Here is a 14,966-nt window from a genome sequence, read left to right on the forward strand (position 1 = left end):
GGATGCGCACAGTTTCGAACCGTTTGAATGGAGGAGGGAAGAAAAAAAGCTTTGCGGGACTGCAACAACCGTCCCGCAAAGCCTTATTTCCGTCCAGCCAGGAAACTGGACGGGGGGTACGCTAAACCGGGTCAATCGGACCACCCTCGTCCAACATTATACCCGGCAAATCCAACATGCGCATAGCCGACCCTCAGGCCCGCCGCATGGAAACAACTTCTAATTCAATTCCGCAAATTGTGCATCACCCAATTGGGTTAACGCGTCCTTTGCGACCTGACCTTTTTTGGGTATTTATGAAAGCGCTTATTTTTCAAGCTGTTTCGCGAAGGCGTTCGGCAGTTTGCAGGTCGACGGAAACAAGCTGCGATACGCCCTGCTCCGCCATCGTTACACCAAAAAGTCGATTCATGCGTGCCATGGTGATCGGATTGTGAGTGATGATCACGAATCGGGTCTCGGTCGATGCGGCCATTTCATCCATCAGGTTGCAATAGCGCTCGACATTGTGGTCGTCGAGCGGCGCGTCCACTTCGTCGAGCACGCAGATCGGCGCCGGATTGGTGAGGAAGACGGCGAAGATCAGAGCCATGGCGGTCAGCGCCTGCTCGCCGCCGGAAAGCAGCGTCATCGTCTGCGGTTTCTTGCCGGGGGGGCGCGCGAGGATTTCGAGGCCCGCTTCCAGTGGATCGTCGGATTCGATCAGTTGCAGCTCCGCCGTACCGCCGCCGAAGAGGTGGGTGAAAAGGCGCTGGAACTGGCCGTTGACGACATCGAAAGCGGCGATCAAGCGTTCGCGGCCTTCGCGGTTGAGGCTCTGGATCGCACCGCGGAGCTTGCGGATGGCATCAATGACGTCGTCGCGCTCCCTGATCAGCGCTTCCAACTTTTCGGTGAGCTCCTTCTGCTCTTCCTCGGCGCGGAGATTCACGGCCCCAAGGCGCTCGCGCTCCATCTTCAGCCGCTCCAGCTCGCGCTCGACCTCGCGCAGGTCTGGAACGGTCTGCATGGCCTGCAGGCCCGTCAGGCGGAACGCCTCGTGCGGCGGAACATCGAGCGCTTCCCGAATGCGGCTCTCGCTCTCCTGCCGCTTTTCGCGCGCCGAGACGAGGCGCTCTTCGGCGCGGCCGCGACGCTCTCGGCTTTCTGCGAGTTCGGAAAGGGCGGTGGCAGCCTTGTGATCGGCTTCGCGCTGCACGAGTTCGGCGGCAGCCAGAAGATCTGCAGCCCCCCGGCGTGCAGCTTCTGCTTTCTGCAGTTCGTTCAGCAGCGCATGGCGCTTGTCTTCGAACTCATCAGGCGCCATTTCGAGTTCGACGGCTTCTTCGCGGGCCTCCTCCTCGCGGTCGCGCAGGGTCGCTATGTGCTCTTCGGCGCTTGCGGCGCGCTGGCGCCAGGTCTCCCGCTCCTGGCCAATCGCCACGATGCGGCGCTGGCGGGCCTCGTTTTCGCGGTTCAGGCTTTCATGGCGAGCACGAGCTTCAGCCGCAAGGCCGCGATCGGTTGCGACCTCGGCCTGCTGAATGCGCAGCCGGTCGTCGAGCGCGACGATATCCGGCGCGTCCTCAAGCTCGATACGCGCATTCTCTTCTTGAACGGCGAAGTCTTCCTGCTGCGACTGGATCTGGCTGACGGCTTCCGCGATCACGTCGCGGCGGCGGATGAGATCACCAGCGGCGCGTTCAGCAGCGGCCAGCGCGTCGCGTGCCTCGGCAAGGTGCCTTGCCGAAAGGCGGCTCATGTCCCGCGCTTCGTTGAGCCTGCGTTCCTCGCCGCGAATGGCCTCGGTCGCCATTGCAAGCCGCTCTTCCGCTTCGGCTAGAACGTCGCGGGCAAGTGAAACTTCGCTTTCCAGCTCGTCGAGACGGTTCTTCTGGGCGAGGCGCAGGGCAGCCGCGCTCGGGGCGTCGGCGCCGGTAACATGGCCGTCCCAGCGGTAGACGGCGCCGTCCTTCGTCACCAGCCGTTGCCCGGGCTTCAGCTCCTTCATCAGCCGCGCGGCGTCGGCATCGGCGACGAGGCCGATCTGCTTCAAGCGGCGCGTTAGTGCAGCCGGCGCGCCGACATGGTTCCGCAAGGGCTCGGCACCCACCGGCAGCGCGGGGTCAGACGCGCCGTCGCCATTTCCCGACCAGTGGGCCGGCGCCCTCGGGTCGAGAGGCGATTCCAGATCGTCGCCGAGTGCAGCACCCAACGCCGTTTCGAAGCCTCGATCGACACGGAGCTCATCGGCAACGGATGGAAATTCCCCCGCCGCCGCACCTGCGGCAAGCATGCGCGAGATGGTGCGAGCTTCAGTTTCCAGGGCATTCAGCTTCGAGCGCGCCTCCTCGACCGGCCCGCGGGAAAGCGCTTCGGTCTCGCGGGCTGCTGCGAGCGCCTGTTCGACCGCCTGAATCACCGTTTCGGCTTCCGCGACGGCGATCTCCGCAGCTTGGACAACTGCTCGCTTTTCATCGGGATCGGGCAGCGCAGCGATCTTTTCGGTCACGCTGGAGAACTCGCGGCTTGCCTCGTCCAGCTGCCGTTCGAGGCGCATCTTGCGGTCGGCGAGATCGCGGATCGCGCGTTCCAGCTGATGGCGTCCGGCCGCGGCCTCGGCGCGCTCGGCGGTCAGTGCCGCGAAAACGTGCTCACTGTCGGCAAGCTTTGCCGCCGCACCTTCGAAAGCTTCGCGCAACTCGCCGGCATGGCGTCCGGAATCCGCCAGTATTTCCGTAATATCCGCGTCCTCTGCGTCGAGGCGCGCTAGGATTGCGGCATTGTCCGAGACCAGCCGCTCCTCGCGCTGAATGTCCTCGGCAAGCTGCGCCAAGCGGCGGGTCAGCTCGTCGCGGCGGCGCAGGATACGGTTCGCGTCATCCTCGAGCTGGGTCTTGGCGATCTGCAGCCGCTGGAGGGCGGCAGCGGCACGCGCCTCGCTCTCGCGCAGCTCCGGCAGCTTCAGGCTGGCGACGCCTTGGGCCTTTGCCGCCTCCATCTGGATCTGGGCCTTTTCCGCAACGACGATGGTCGCCTTGTTGAGGGCGCTATCGGCCTCGGCTTCCGCCTCCTTCGCCTGCACCCAGCGGATATGCAGGAGTGTCGCTTCACGCGCGCGGATTTCGGCGGACAGCGTCTTGAAGCGATTCGCCTGGCGTGCCTGGCGCTTCAGGCTCTCGATCTGGCCTTCGAGTTGCGAGGTCACGTCATCGAGGCGTTCGAGGTTGCCTTCGGCGGCGCGAAGCCGCAGCTCTGCCTCGTGACGGCGGGAATGCAGGCCGGAAATGCCGGCCGCCTCTTCCAGCAACTGACGGCGGGCCTGCGGTTTGGCCGAAATCAGCTCGCCGATCCGCCCCTGGCCAACCATCGACGGTGAACGCGCGCCGGTCGAGGCATCAGCGAACAGGAGCTGCACGTCCTTAGCACGGCTTTCCTTGCCATTAATTCGATAGATCGAACCCTGCTCGCGCTCGATGCGGCGGGTCACCTGAATTTCGTCGCTGTCGTTGAAGGAGGCAGGCGCCGTGCGCTCGCTGTTGTCGAGATAGAGCGCGACTTCGGCCGTGTTGCGCGCCGGGCGGTTTCCCGAACCGGAGAAGATCACGTCGTCCATGCCGGAGGCGCGCATGTTCTTGTACGAGTTCTCGCCCATCACCCAGCGCAATGCCTCGACAAGATTGGACTTGCCGCAGCCGTTAGGCCCGACAACGCCGGTGAGGCCCCGCTCGATGATGAATTCCGTCGGCTCGACGAAGGATTTGAAGCCGATGACGCGGAGCTTGTTGAACTTCATGCGAGGGCTCCGGAAGAAGCGGCGGAGGGTTTGATACCTCCCTCTGCCCTGCCGGGCATCTCTCCCATTGGCGGGAGGCGGCGGCTTCCCCAAACAACCGGGCCATCGGCTAAAACACTTGTGACGGGCGGAAAAGCTGCCCCATCCGATCTCCCCCCTTGTGGGGGAGATGTCCAGCAGGACAGAGGGGGGTGCTCGCGCCAAGCCTTGAAACGAAAAACAGGCGGACAGCCACGGCCAGCGCCCGTCATCGCCAAACGGTACGGATCAAAGCAGGCTTTCGATGAGGGCCGACATGGTGTCAACCGGCATGTCTCCAGAATAACGCTTCCCGTTGATGAGGAAAGTCGGCGTGGCATCGATGCCGAACTCCTTGGAGCCCCTTTCCCGCGTGGCGTTCACTTCATCCAGAAGCTTCTGGTTCGTCAAGCACTTCGTAAAACTATCCTCACTAAATCCAGCGAGTTTAGCCATCTGGAGAAGTGCAGCACGCCGATCTTCGGCGGCGGCCCAGGTTTCCTGCTGTTTGAAAAGCATGGAAACCATCGGGAAATACTGTTCCGGCGTGCTCAATTCTTCCGGCTTGGAGGCGTTGCAGCGGGCGAGCATGAAGGCTGCGGCAGCCGCCGGATCGAACGGGAATTCGCGGATGATGAAGCGCGCCTTGCCGGCATCCACGTACTTCTTCTTGATCTCGTCGAAGGTCGTGTTGTGGAAGTGGGCGCAATGCGGGCAGGTCATCGACATATATTCGACAATGGTGACCGGGGCATCTTCCTTGCCAAGCGCCATTTCCGGCAGCGGACCGGGCTTCAACACTTCCGTCATGTCGACATCGCCAGCCGGCTGCGGAAGTTCGGCTGCTGCGTTTGTCGCGCTTGCGACCGCAAGTGTCGCCGTCGCGGCGGCCATGCCGCTCAGAAGCTGGCGTTTCGTCAGTTGCATTTCAGAGATCAGCATGGGTTCCCCTAATCAAGAGTGGCGGCTGAATGTGCGATATAACGGCGCGCAGCCGCGAACAAGGCACGCTTCGCCAACTTTCTTCAAAGAATTGTGACCTTGGTGGGACGAAAGCTTGCGTTGCAGGCCACATCTGCAATTTTCAGTTTCGCCGCTTGCTATGTACTCGTAGATTTCGAGCAAATCCTTTTCTGACCTGGGGCGGAATACGACGCCGGCTGTCACTGTCCGCTCTTCATTCGCTCGGCATGGAGACGCTCGATACGAGCAAAAGCGACATCCGCATTGATATCGGGAGCCGGATCATCAATCGCTTCACGGATTTTCTCGCGCATGATTTCGTTGAGCGCTTCCTCTTCGCGATCGAGCGCCCTCAGCGCTGCGCGCAAGACCTCACTGGCGGAACTGTACGCGCCGGATTCAAGCCGCGCATCCAAACTTTTCTGCTGGGAGCCGAGTGTGACGGTGATCGGTTTGCTGGTTCGCGCCAACCCTGCCTTCTGTTGATAATTATACTGCAATATAGAAAGGCAAGTTCAAGCGGCGCTATCGCCGCTTCCCCAATATCGCGGTGCCCAGCCGCTTCACCGCCTCGCGCAGCTTGTCGCCTTCGATGCCTTCCATCATGCTTTCAAGCTTTCGGGCCGCCTCGCCCTTCAGCGGCTGCGGCGAACGCGATCGTTTGGCCGCCTGCGAGACCGGCTTCTGGACGATGCGGATCTGGTGGACGGCGGCGAAGCCGAAGAAGCTGTTGATGCGCTGGATGAGTTCGCCCTGCGCGTGGCTCAGGAACAAAGCGCGTGCGCCTTCGCAGGCGATCGTCAGGACGCCGGGCTTATAGGTGCCATTTTCATTGCCGCGCACCCAGGCGATCTTTTCCGGCCGCGTGCAATCGGCGAAATCCTCGCCGACGATTTCGTCCCAGCAGCCGAGCAGCGCGGTGTTGATACCGGCGCGTTTTGCAAGCACCGGATCGATGAGCCCGTTCGCCAGTTCGGATATCTGCTTTTCACCTTTACGTGGATAACTCATCGAAACCTTCAGGTGCCGCCGCCATTCGGCGCTGCCGCCTTGATCGCGCAGCATTGCTCCGCCAAGTATAGGGCACTTCCCCGTCCCGCGGCAAATGATGACATCAACGATACTCGACGCGCCGACCGCGCAGCCCCTTCTCGACTGGTACGACCGGCATCACCGGGACCTGCCCTGGCGCGTTTCGCCGCCTATGGCGCGACGCGGCGTGAGGGCCGATCCTTATCGCGTCTGGCTTTCGGAGGTGATGCTGCAGCAGACGACCGTGCAGGCCGTGAAGCCCTATTTTGCCAATTTCCTGACGCGCTGGCCAACGGTTCGCGACCTCGCCGACGCGCCGACCGAGGACGTCATGGCAGCCTGGGCGGGACTCGGCTACTACGCCCGCGCCCGCAATCTCAAGAAATGTGCCGAAGCGGTCGCCACGCAACATGGCGGCGTCTTTCCGGATACGGAGGACGGCCTGAAATCTCTGCCCGGTGTCGGCGACTATACGGCAGCGGCGGTCGCGGCGATCGCATTCAACCGGCAGGCCGCCGTCATGGACGGCAATGTCGAGCGGGTGATTTCCAGGCTCTACGCGATCGCCACGCCACTTCCGGCCGGCAAGCCGCTGATGAGGCAAAAGGTGGCGCTGCTGACGCCGGCCACCCGCCCCGGCGATTTTGCCCAGGCCATGATGGATCTCGGCGCGACGATCTGCACGTCGAAGCGGCCGGCCTGCTCGCTCTGTCCGTTCAGGGGATCGTGCGAGGCGCTTCGCCTGCATGACACCGAACAGTTTCCGGTGAAGGCGGCGAAGAAGGAAAAGCCGGTGCGCCTGGGCGCGGCCTTTGTCGCCGTGACGGCGGATGGCGAAATCCTCCTTCGGCGGCGGATCGCAAGCGGGCTGCTCGGCGGCATGACAGAGGTGCCGACGACGGCATGGACGTCGCGGATCGACGGCGAGACGTCCGCGGATGCGGCGCCCTTCCCCTCTCAGTGGGAGGCATGCGGCACCGTCACCCATGTGTTCACGCATTTCGAGCTCCGGCTTTCGATCTACCGCGCCGCGATCCCATCGCACATTCAAATCGATGACGGATGGTGGGAAGCGGTTACAAATCTTGAAGCGCAGGCGCTGCCGACCATCATGAAAAAAGCGATCGCGACCGCTATTCCTCGTGCGTTTGCAATGCCCAAGGGGTGACCATGACTGCATCAATCCATCATATCGTTTTTGATATCGGCAAAGTTCTTATCCATTACGATCCGAATATTCCCTACAGCCGCCTCATTCCCGACGAGGCAGAGCGCAAGTGGTTCTTCGACAATGTCTGCACCCACGACTGGAACGTCGAGCAGGACCGCGGCCGCACCTGGGCGGATGCCGAAGCGCTGCTGATTGAAATCCATCCTTCGCGTGAAGAGCATATCCGCGCCTTCCGCAAGCACTGGCACGAGATGGTGCCGCATGCCTATGAGGGCAGCGTCGCGATCATGGAGGGACTGATCGCGGAGGGCCGCGACGTGACGATGCTGACGAACTTCGCCTCCGATACGTTCCGCGAAGCGCAGAAGCGCTTTGCCTTCCTGACCAAGCCGCGCGGCGTCACCGTTTCCGGCGATGTCGGGCTGATCAAGCCGGATATCGCGATCTACGAAACGCATACGAGGAGCTTCGGACTCGAGCCGGCGGCGACGATCTTCATCGATGACGCGCCTGCGAATGTCGAAGGCGCCAAAGCGGCAGGATGGAACGCCGTGCTCTTCACCGGCGCCGACAAGTTGCGCAGCGATCTTGCCGACTATGGCGTGGGTGCAAGGTGACGGACTGCTTGGCCTTCTGAAAGAAAAGGCGCCCGGGGATTGATCCCGGGCGCCGTAAGCCTTCTTCCGCAACTGGAGGTACAAAAACCGGAAGAAGGTAGTCTCGATAAGGTCAGGCCGCTGCTCATCCCGCCTTTGCCAGATCACTGCGGATCACGGACCGCAAGTCGTCGATGGGGCGCAGGGATTGCCCATCGTCAAAGTGCCAGAATGTCCATCCGTTGCATGCATCAAGCCCCTGCACCTTCGCGCCGAGACGATGAATCGAACCGGCCTCGCCACCGGAGGCCACCGTGCCGTCGGCGCGGACGATCGCGCTGTAGCGGCGGCGGGCATCTGTCAGCACCTGGCCGGGCTTGATGAGGCCGCTTTCCACCAGGACGTTGAAGGCGACGCGAACCTCCTGCTTCTTGCCGGTCATCACGGTCAATTCCGCCTTGCCGAGCGGCTCGACGGCGGCGATGCGGGCGGACGCCGCATCGATATAGTCCTGCTCGCGCTCGATGCCAACGAAGTGGCGGCCCAGGCGCTTGGCGACAGCGCCCGTGGTGCCGGAGCCGAAGAACGGGTCGAGGATGATGTCGCCGGGCTTCGACGACGCCATGATGACGCGGGCGAGCAGTGCTTCCGGCTTCTGCGTCGGATGCGCCTTCTTGCCGTCCTCGCCCTTCAGCCGCTCGGAGCCGCTGCAGATAGGGAAGAGCCAGTCGGAGCGCATCTGCACGTCGTCGTTCGCAGCCTTCATTGCATCGTAGTTGAAGGTATAGCCTTTGGCCTTCGCGTCCGGACTTGCCCAGATCATCGTCTCATGGGCATTCTGGAACCGGCGGCCCTTGAAATTCGGCATCGGGTTGGTCTTGCGCCAGACGATGTCGTTGAGGATCCAGAAATTCAGGTCCTGCAGGGTGGCGCCGACACGGAAGATATTGTGATAGGAGCCGATCACCCAAATGGTGCCGGTCGGCTTCAGCACGCGGCGGCAGGCAAGCAGCCAGGCGCGGGTGAAGGCGTCGTATGCTTCGAAGGACGCGAATTGATCCCATTCGTCATCGACGGCGTCGACGAGTGACTGGTCCGGACGGTGGAGCGTGCCGCCGAGCTGGAGATTGTATGGCGGATCGGCAAAAATGACGTCGACGGAGTTGGTCGGCAAAGCTTCGAGGGCTGCAACACAATCACCCTTGATGATCGTGTTGATCCAAGAGCCCGGTGTTGCGGAGGTCTTGAGATCGGAAAGCGGAAAAACAGACGCCATATGGATACTCGCTCATACACATTACGCTTTTTACTCGCCGTTATGGTTACTCAAGTTGGTTACCAAAGCCTGAACCGGTGGATGATTTCGGGAAATTATTCGTAGTTGAGCGTGGCGCTTTAGCCGATTTGTCCCTTCTGGTCGCTGGCGATCCCCCTCGGACTCCGTCATCCTCGGGCTTGACCCTAGGATCCACCCATTGCCAAAATGCTTGAAGAATGGATCCTAGGGTCAAGCCCGAGGATGACGGAGAGTGGGCTTCCTCTCCAAGCGAAACCTAGCCTCTAGACTAAGCCGTGTGCACCTTCAGGCTATCCGCCGGCGCCTCATCCCGCTCGAACATGCCGTAGTCGCGGACGACGTGGCCGATGCGCAGGCGGTAGTCGGCGAAGATGCCGTTTCGGCCGGCCTTCTGCGCGGCGCGGTGAGCTTCGAGGTTGCGCCATTCTCTCACCGCCTCTTGGTCCCGCCAGAACGAGAGCGACAGCAGTTTGCCGCGCATCGTCAGGCTCTCGAAGCGTTCAATGGAGATGAAGCCGTCGATCTTTTCCAGTTCGGCGCGCAGGTCACCGGCAAGGTCGAGATATCTGTGGCGTTCGCCCAGATAGGGGACGACTTCGAAGATGACGGCGATCATGGCAGCACCAGCGGGGAATGAGGGACGGACACGTTCTTCAGGAAGATGCGGTCCTCCTTGAGAATGAAGCGTTCGCGTTTGGCGAACTCGTAGTTTTGCTTACCGAGCGGATCGGCTGCGAGGCGGGCGCGATAGGCCTCGTAAGCGGCAAGGCTTTCGATGTTATAGACGCCGTAGGCGGTTGTCGCAGACCCCTCATGCGGGCCGAAGTAGCCGATGAGATCGGCGCCGTTGCGTGGGATCGCCTGCCCCCAAACACGGGCATATTCGGTAAAGGCATCCTTAGTGAAGGGGTCGATCTCGTAGCGGATGAAGCAGGTCAGCATCTCTTTCTCCTTGCTTGTGAAAGGCGTTTTCGCACATTGCACGACGACAATGCTTCGGTTACGATCGAAGTATGAAAGAAGGACCGGACATTGCCCAGATTGGAGCGCTGATCGGCGATCCTGCGCGCGCCAACATGTTGGCTGCGCTTTCTGGCGGCCGGGCACTGACGGCGACCGAGCTTGCGGCAGTCGGCGGCATCACCCTTCAGACGGCGAGCACGCATCTCGCCAAGCTCCAAACCGGCGGCCTGCTTACCCAGCGCAAGCAGGGCCGACACCGCTATTTCGCACTCGCAGACGAGGCGACTGCCCGGCTGATCGAGAGCATGATGGGCTTCGCCGCCAGCCGCGGCCATCTCAGACACCGGATGGGTCCGAAGGAACCGGCGCTGCGCAAGGCGCGCATCTGCTACGATCATCTGGCCGGCGATTACGGCGTGCGCATGCTCGACAGTCTCGTGGCTTCGGGCGCGATCGACGCCCTCGGCGAAAGCCTGTCGGTCACGTCGAAAGGTGAAAGCCAACTGAAATGCATCGGCGTCGATATCTCCGATCTCAAGTCGTCACGCCGCCCGCTCTGCCGCTCGTGCCTCGACTGGAGCGAGCGGCGCGCGCATCTTGCCGGCAGCCTCGGCAAGGCGCTGCTTTCCAACTTCTTCGACAAGGGCTGGGCGCGGCGGACGGCGGGAAGCCGTTCGGTGATCTTCTCGCCAGAAGGCGAGCGGCAGTTCCTGTCGCTCTTTCCGCTGGAAGCCTGACGGCCGACAGCAGCAGCCAGCCGTCCGCGAGGCGCATCCCAGCCATGCCCGCCTGCCGGTTGAGCTTTCGGCGTCCATCGTGTAAGTCGCATCATCCCCCAACAAGGCTTGAGAGTACATGGACGGCTTCGACCTCATCATTTTCGACTGCGACGGCGTTCTGGTCGATTCCGAAATTATCGCGGCGGACGTGGAGTCCAAGCTTCTGACGGACGCGGGCTATCCGATCAGCACCGAAGAGATGGCCGAGCGGTTCGCAGGCATGACTTGGAAGAACATCCTTCTGCAGGTGGAGCGCGAGGCGAGCATCCCGCTTTCCGCGTCGCTGCTCGACAAATCCGAAAAGCTGCTCGACCTGCGCCTCGAGCGCGACGTGCAAGCCATTCCGGGCGTCGAGTTCGCCGTCTCGCGCCTTGATCTGAAGCGTTGCATCTGCTCGAATTCCAGTTCGCACAGGCTCGACATGATGCTCGGCAAGGTGGGATTGAAGAAGCTGTTTGCTCCGAATGTCTTTTCCGCAAAAGATCTCGGGCCGGATCGCGTCAAGCCGAAGCCGGACATCTTCCTGCATGGCGCCGCAAAGATGGGCGTTTCGCCGTCGAAGACGGTCGTCGTCGAGGATTCCGTCCATGGCATCCATGCGGCACGCGCCGCCGGCATGCGCGTCATCGGCTTCACCGGTGCATCGCATACCTATTCCTCGCACGCCGACCGCCTGACGGATGCCGGCGCAGAGACGGTCATCTCGCGGATGAACGACCTGCCGGGCGTGGTTGCCGCTCTTTCGGAATGGGCTGGCGTCCTCTGACGAGGAACGCCGAAGCGCCCTTAGCTGCTCTTCTTGGTTTTTGCGGCCTGCCCCTGATCGAAGCCGATATTGATGCGCACCAGTGCACCGGAGCCGACCGGCAGCTTGAAGCCGTCCTTGCGGAAGAGGACTTGAGCGGCCGTCTGCCCTGCCGGAATTTCGGCGGTAAACGGAACCACTTCCGAAGAGACGACATCCTGGCCGTCGTAGGCGGTGATCCGCAGCGGCAGCGTGACGCGGCCCGGGCCGCCGGCTGGACCGGCGATCAGGCGAATCTGCGCCACGATTGTCATCGACAGGTTCTGTTCGTTCAGCGTGCACTGGCGCGTGTAGTCGCCGATTGCCGCCTGATGGACGATCTGGCTGTTGTCACCCGTCTTGCCCTTGGCATAGGTGCGGAAGATCGCGTCCTGATCCTTCATGAAAATCTGCGGGCAGGTGCCCTGGACGACCGGCTGGGCGGCACCCTGAACGTTGGTCGCCGTACCGATCGGCGTGTTGCTGGAAGAGGGATTGGCGGGCGCAAGCGGCATGATCTGAGCATTGCCGTTCGTCTGCGCCGCTTCGGTGGACTTGCTTTCGCCGCCGACACCCAGGGAGTTGCAGCTGGCAAGAAGAGCGGCGACAGATACGGAAACGATGAGACGCGAGACTTTGCCGAACACGATTATTCCACCCTCTTACAAAGTTTCTGGCAGGCCTCGAAGTCTTGTTTGCGGGGCCTTTCGTGACAGTTTGCGATGGTCTATATCAGCGGCGCAAAGAAAAATCGATTGGGTAAGCACCGTTTTGACGCACATTTCGATCTGCTGCAATTCCGGCGCTTGGCTCCTCCATCCGGATCTCTTCCGGCCATAACGTCAAGGATGAAGAACGTGGACTATATCTCGACCCGCGGCGAGGCCCCATCCCTCGGCTTTTGCGATGCGTTGCTGACGGGTCTTGCGCGCGACGGCGGTCTCTATGTTCCTCGCCAATGGCCGCATTTCTCCAAGAAGGAAATCCGGGCCCTGCGCGGCAAGAGCTACCAGGAGATCGCGTTTGCGATCCTTTCGCCCTTTACGACCGGCGAAATTCCCGCCGCCACCTTCCGGGCGATGATCGACGAAGCCTATGGCACTTTCCGGCATCCGGCGATCGCCCCTCTCGTACAGACGGGAGCGAACAGCTTCGTCATGGAACTTTTCCACGGCACCACGCTCGCCTTCAAGGACGTGGCGATGCAGCTTCTGGCGCGTCTGATGGACTATGCACTGGAAAAGCGCGGCCAGCGCGCGACGATCGTCGGCGCGACGTCGGGCGATACGGGCGGGGCTGCGATCGACGCCTTCGCGGGCCGCGAACGCACCGATATCTTCATCCTCTTTCCGCACGGCAAGGTTTCGCCGGTGCAGCAACGGCAGATGACTACCTCGACGGCGGGCAATGTCCATGCGCTGGCGGTCAAGGGCAATTTCGACGACTGCCAGAACCTCGTCAAAGCGATGTTCAACGATGTGGCCTTCCGCGACAAGGTACGCCTTTCCGGCGTCAACTCGATCAACTGGGCGCGCATCATGGCCCAGATCGTCTACTATTTCACGACGGCGATCGCACTCGGCGGGCCGGACCGCAAGATTTCGTTCACCGTGCCGACCGGCAATTTCGGCGACATCTTTGCAGGCTACGCCGCGAAGCGCATGGGCCTGCCGATCGGCAAGTTGGTGATCGCGACCAACGAGAATGACATCCTCGCCCGCACGATGAGGACCGGCCGCTACGACATGAAGAAAGTGAAGGCGACAACCTCACCATCGATGGACATCCAGATTTCCTCGAACTTCGAGCGGCTGCTTTTCGAAGCCTACGACCGGGATGCTTCCAAGGTGCGCCATGCGATGGACAGCCTGAAGCAGTCGAACGGTTTCGAGATCACGCCGAAGGCGCTTGCCGCGATCAGGAAGGATTTCCGCGCCGGCCGCGCCAGCGAAAAGCAGGTGGCGCAGACGATCAAGACTACCTATGCCGAAACCGGCTATCTTCTCGACCCGCATTCGGCGATCGGTGTCTTCGTCGCTGCCAAGCACGAAAAACCGAACACGCCGATGGTGACGCTTGCGACCGCGCACCCGGCAAAATTTCCCGCAGCGGTAAAATCCGCCTCCGGTATTGACCCGGCGCTTCCGACGTGGCTTGCTGGTCTGATGCTTAAGGAGGAGCGCTTCCAAGTCGTCGATCCGGAACTTAAGGCCATTGAAGGCTTTATCGGCAAACACGCCCGGACGTGATGCGGCAAGCGCAGAAAGATAGCCAATGACAGTTGAGTGCACCCGGCTCAAATCCGGGCTGACGGTAGTAACCCAGACCATGCCGCATCTTGAAAGCGTCGCTCTGGGCGTCTGGATCAAATCGGGTTCGCGCAACGAGACGGAAGACGAGCATGGCATAGCGCACCTGCTCGAACACATGGCGTTCAAGGGCACGGCCCGGCGTTCGGCCCGCGACATCGCCGAGGAAATCGAGGATGTGGGCGGCGAGGTGAACGCTGCCACCTCGACCGAAACGACGTCCTATTATGCCCGCGTGCTGAAGGATTACCTGCCACTTGCCGTCGATATTCTCGCCGACATCCTGACCGAATCGGCCTTCGAGGAAGACGAACTCGAACGCGAGAAGCAGGTGATCCTGCAGGAGATCAACGCGGCGAACGACACGCCGGACGACGTGGTCTTCGACAAGTTCTCCGAGACCGCCTATCGCGACCAGACGCTCGGCCGCGCCATCCTCGGCACGCCGCAAACCGTCGTCTCCTTCTCGCCGCAGCAGATCCGCAGTTATCTCGGCCGAAACTACACCACCGACCGCATGTTCGTCGTCGCCGCCGGGGCGGTCGATCATGACGAATTCGTGCGCATGGTGGAACGGCGCTTCGCGAGCCTGCCGACCGCGCCGAGCGCGCCGCCGGTCATCGAGACAGCCCGCTACATCGGCGGCAGCGTGCGCGAGACGCGCGACCTGATGGATGCGCAGGTCCTGCTCGGATTCGAGGGCAAGGCCTACCATGCCCGCGACTTTTACTGTTCGCAGATCCTTGCCAATATCCTCGGCGGCGGCATGTCGTCCCGCCTCTTCCAGGAAGTGCGGGAAATTCGCGGCCTCTGCTATTCGATCTATGCCTTCCACTGGGGCTTTTCCGACACCGGCATCTTCGGCATCCATGCCGCGACCGGCGGCGAGAACCTTCCCGAACTCGTGCCGGTGATCGTCGACGAGCTGCACAAGTCGGCAGGCTTCATCGAGCAGAAGGAGATCGAGCGCGCCCGCGCGCAGATCCGCGCCCAGCTTCTGATGGGGCAGGAAAGCCCGGCCGCACGCGCTGGCCAGATCGCCCGCCAGATGATGCTCTATGGCGAGCCTATCTCCAATCAGGAAATGATGGAACGGCTCGAGGGCATCACCATCGAGCGTCTCACCGACCTCGCCGGCCGCCTGTTCTTTGACACCGTGCCGACCCTTTCGGCAATCGGCCCGCTAGAGCGGCTTGCACCTATGGAAGACATCGTCGCCTCGCTGTCCGCTCCCTTAGCGCAGTCGAAAACAGCAAGCCGCTGAGCCGCGTTCCATCCT

14 protein-coding genes are annotated in these 14,966 nt (G+C 62.0%); 6 read left to right on the forward strand and 8 right to left on the reverse strand.

The window, feature by feature from the left end; translation table 11 throughout:
• Positions 1-313 precede the first annotated feature (313 nt).
• The 4 genes from BN1800_RS12470 to BN1800_RS12485 all read right to left on the reverse strand — a co-directional run bounded on the left by BN1800_RS12470 (position 314) and on the right by BN1800_RS12485 (position 5,767).
• On the reverse strand, positions 314-3,775 hold the full coding sequence (locus BN1800_RS12470; protein ID WP_086997860.1) for a chromosome segregation SMC family protein: 3,462 nt from the start codon (positions 3,773-3,775) through the stop codon (positions 314-316).
• Between the two features lie 267 nt (positions 3,776-4,042).
• A complete protein-coding gene (locus tag BN1800_RS12475) occupies positions 4,043-4,735 on the reverse strand; it encodes a DsbA family protein (protein WP_086997863.1) in 693 nt (230 codons plus the stop codon).
• Positions 4,736-4,956: 221 nt separating this feature from the next.
• On the reverse strand, positions 4,957-5,226 hold the full coding sequence (locus BN1800_RS12480; protein WP_086998099.1) for a type II toxin-antitoxin system ParD family antitoxin: 270 nt from the start codon (positions 5,224-5,226) through the stop codon (positions 4,957-4,959).
• Between the two features lie 55 nt (positions 5,227-5,281).
• Complete coding sequence (locus BN1800_RS12485; RefSeq protein ID WP_086998102.1) at positions 5,282-5,767, reverse strand: DUF721 domain-containing protein; 486 nt, start codon at positions 5,765-5,767, stop codon at positions 5,282-5,284.
• A 97-nt stretch (positions 5,768-5,864) separates the two neighbouring features.
• On the opposite strand from BN1800_RS12485, the gene mutY reads away from it, so the two are divergent.
• Together mutY and BN1800_RS12495 are read left to right on the forward strand one after the other, a co-directional pair.
• Positions 5,865-6,956: an A/G-specific adenine glycosylase gene (mutY, locus tag BN1800_RS12490; protein ID WP_086997866.1), complete on the forward strand. Its 1,092-nt coding sequence runs from the start codon at positions 5,865-5,867 to the stop codon at positions 6,954-6,956.
• 2 nt (positions 6,957-6,958) lie between these two features.
• Positions 6,959-7,576 (forward strand): HAD family hydrolase, encoded by a 618-nt coding sequence (locus BN1800_RS12495; RefSeq protein ID WP_027507680.1) that lies wholly within the window; start codon positions 6,959-6,961, stop codon positions 7,574-7,576.
• Between the two features lie 124 nt (positions 7,577-7,700).
• Here the strand turns inward: BN1800_RS12495 and BN1800_RS12500 are convergent, their stop codons facing one another.
• The 3 genes from BN1800_RS12500 to BN1800_RS12510 form a co-directional block, all read right to left on the reverse strand.
• Complete coding sequence (locus BN1800_RS12500) at positions 7,701-8,831, reverse strand: site-specific DNA-methyltransferase (RefSeq protein WP_086997869.1); 1,131 nt, start codon at positions 8,829-8,831, stop codon at positions 7,701-7,703.
• A 289-nt stretch (positions 8,832-9,120) separates the two neighbouring features.
• Complete coding sequence (locus BN1800_RS12505) at positions 9,121-9,468, reverse strand: antibiotic biosynthesis monooxygenase family protein (protein WP_027507682.1); 348 nt, start codon at positions 9,466-9,468, stop codon at positions 9,121-9,123.
• On the reverse strand, positions 9,465-9,794 hold the full coding sequence (locus BN1800_RS12510; protein ID WP_027507683.1) for an NIPSNAP family protein: 330 nt from the start codon (positions 9,792-9,794) through the stop codon (positions 9,465-9,467). The genes BN1800_RS12505 and BN1800_RS12510 overlap by 4 nt, the downstream gene beginning before the upstream one ends.
• Before the next feature lie 71 nt (positions 9,795-9,865).
• Between BN1800_RS12510 and BN1800_RS12515 the strand changes: the two genes are divergently transcribed.
• Positions 9,866-10,552, forward strand: a complete 687-nt coding sequence (locus tag BN1800_RS12515) for an ArsR/SmtB family transcription factor (RefSeq protein WP_086997873.1) — start codon at positions 9,866-9,868, stop codon at positions 10,550-10,552.
• Between the two features lie 118 nt (positions 10,553-10,670).
• Positions 10,671-11,360, forward strand: a complete 690-nt coding sequence (locus BN1800_RS12520; RefSeq protein WP_086997876.1) for an HAD family hydrolase — start codon at positions 10,671-10,673, stop codon at positions 11,358-11,360.
• A 20-nt stretch (positions 11,361-11,380) separates the two neighbouring features.
• On the opposite strand, the gene BN1800_RS12525 is transcribed toward BN1800_RS12520, so the two are convergent.
• Positions 11,381-12,028, reverse strand: a complete 648-nt coding sequence (locus BN1800_RS12525; protein WP_179213786.1) for a hypothetical protein — start codon at positions 12,026-12,028, stop codon at positions 11,381-11,383.
• 198 nt (positions 12,029-12,226) lie between these two features.
• Between BN1800_RS12525 and thrC the strand changes: the two genes are divergently transcribed.
• Both thrC and BN1800_RS12535 read left to right on the forward strand, forming a co-directional pair.
• Complete coding sequence (thrC, locus tag BN1800_RS12530; protein WP_086998105.1) at positions 12,227-13,627, forward strand: threonine synthase; 1,401 nt, start codon at positions 12,227-12,229, stop codon at positions 13,625-13,627.
• A gap of 25 nt (positions 13,628-13,652) precedes the next feature.
• On the forward strand, positions 13,653-14,951 hold the full coding sequence (locus BN1800_RS12535) for a M16 family metallopeptidase (RefSeq protein ID WP_027507688.1): 1,299 nt from the start codon (positions 13,653-13,655) through the stop codon (positions 14,949-14,951).
• The last annotated feature ends 15 nt before the right edge of the window (positions 14,952-14,966 follow it).

The organism is Rhizobium sullae, from assembly GCF_900169785.1.
Taxonomy (GTDB): Bacteria; Pseudomonadota; Alphaproteobacteria; order Rhizobiales; family Rhizobiaceae; genus Rhizobium; species Rhizobium sullae.

Excerpts from the sequence above, each read along its gene's own strand:
- BN1800_RS12495 (WP_027507680.1), top strand. The coding sequence starts at position 6,959 with ATGACTGCATCAATCCATCATATCGTTTTTGATATCGGCAAAGTTCTT.
- mutY (WP_086997866.1), top strand. The coding sequence starts at position 5,865 with ATGACATCAACGATACTCGACGCGCCGACCGCGCAGCCCCTTCTCGAC.
- BN1800_RS12500 (WP_086997869.1), bottom strand. The coding sequence starts at position 8,831 with ATGGCGTCTGTTTTTCCGCTTTCCGATCTCAAGACCTCCGCAACACCG.
- BN1800_RS12535 (WP_027507688.1), top strand. The coding sequence starts at position 13,653 with ATGACAGTTGAGTGCACCCGGCTCAAATCCGGGCTGACGGTAGTAACC.
- BN1800_RS12485 (WP_086998102.1), bottom strand. The coding sequence starts at position 5,767 with ATGAGTTATCCACGTAAAGGTGAAAAGCAGATATCCGAACTGGCGAAC.
- BN1800_RS12510 (WP_027507683.1), bottom strand. The coding sequence starts at position 9,794 with ATGCTGACCTGCTTCATCCGCTACGAGATCGACCCCTTCACTAAGGAT.
- BN1800_RS12475 (WP_086997863.1), bottom strand. The coding sequence starts at position 4,735 with ATGCTGATCTCTGAAATGCAACTGACGAAACGCCAGCTTCTGAGCGGC.
- thrC (WP_086998105.1), top strand. The coding sequence starts at position 12,227 with ATGAAGAACGTGGACTATATCTCGACCCGCGGCGAGGCCCCATCCCTC.
- BN1800_RS12470 (WP_086997860.1), bottom strand. The coding sequence starts at position 3,775 with ATGAAGTTCAACAAGCTCCGCGTCATCGGCTTCAAATCCTTCGTCGAG.
- BN1800_RS12515 (WP_086997873.1), top strand. The coding sequence starts at position 9,866 with ATGAAAGAAGGACCGGACATTGCCCAGATTGGAGCGCTGATCGGCGAT.
- BN1800_RS12505 (WP_027507682.1), bottom strand. The coding sequence starts at position 9,468 with ATGATCGCCGTCATCTTCGAAGTCGTCCCCTATCTGGGCGAACGCCAC.
- BN1800_RS12520 (WP_086997876.1), top strand. The coding sequence starts at position 10,671 with ATGGACGGCTTCGACCTCATCATTTTCGACTGCGACGGCGTTCTGGTC.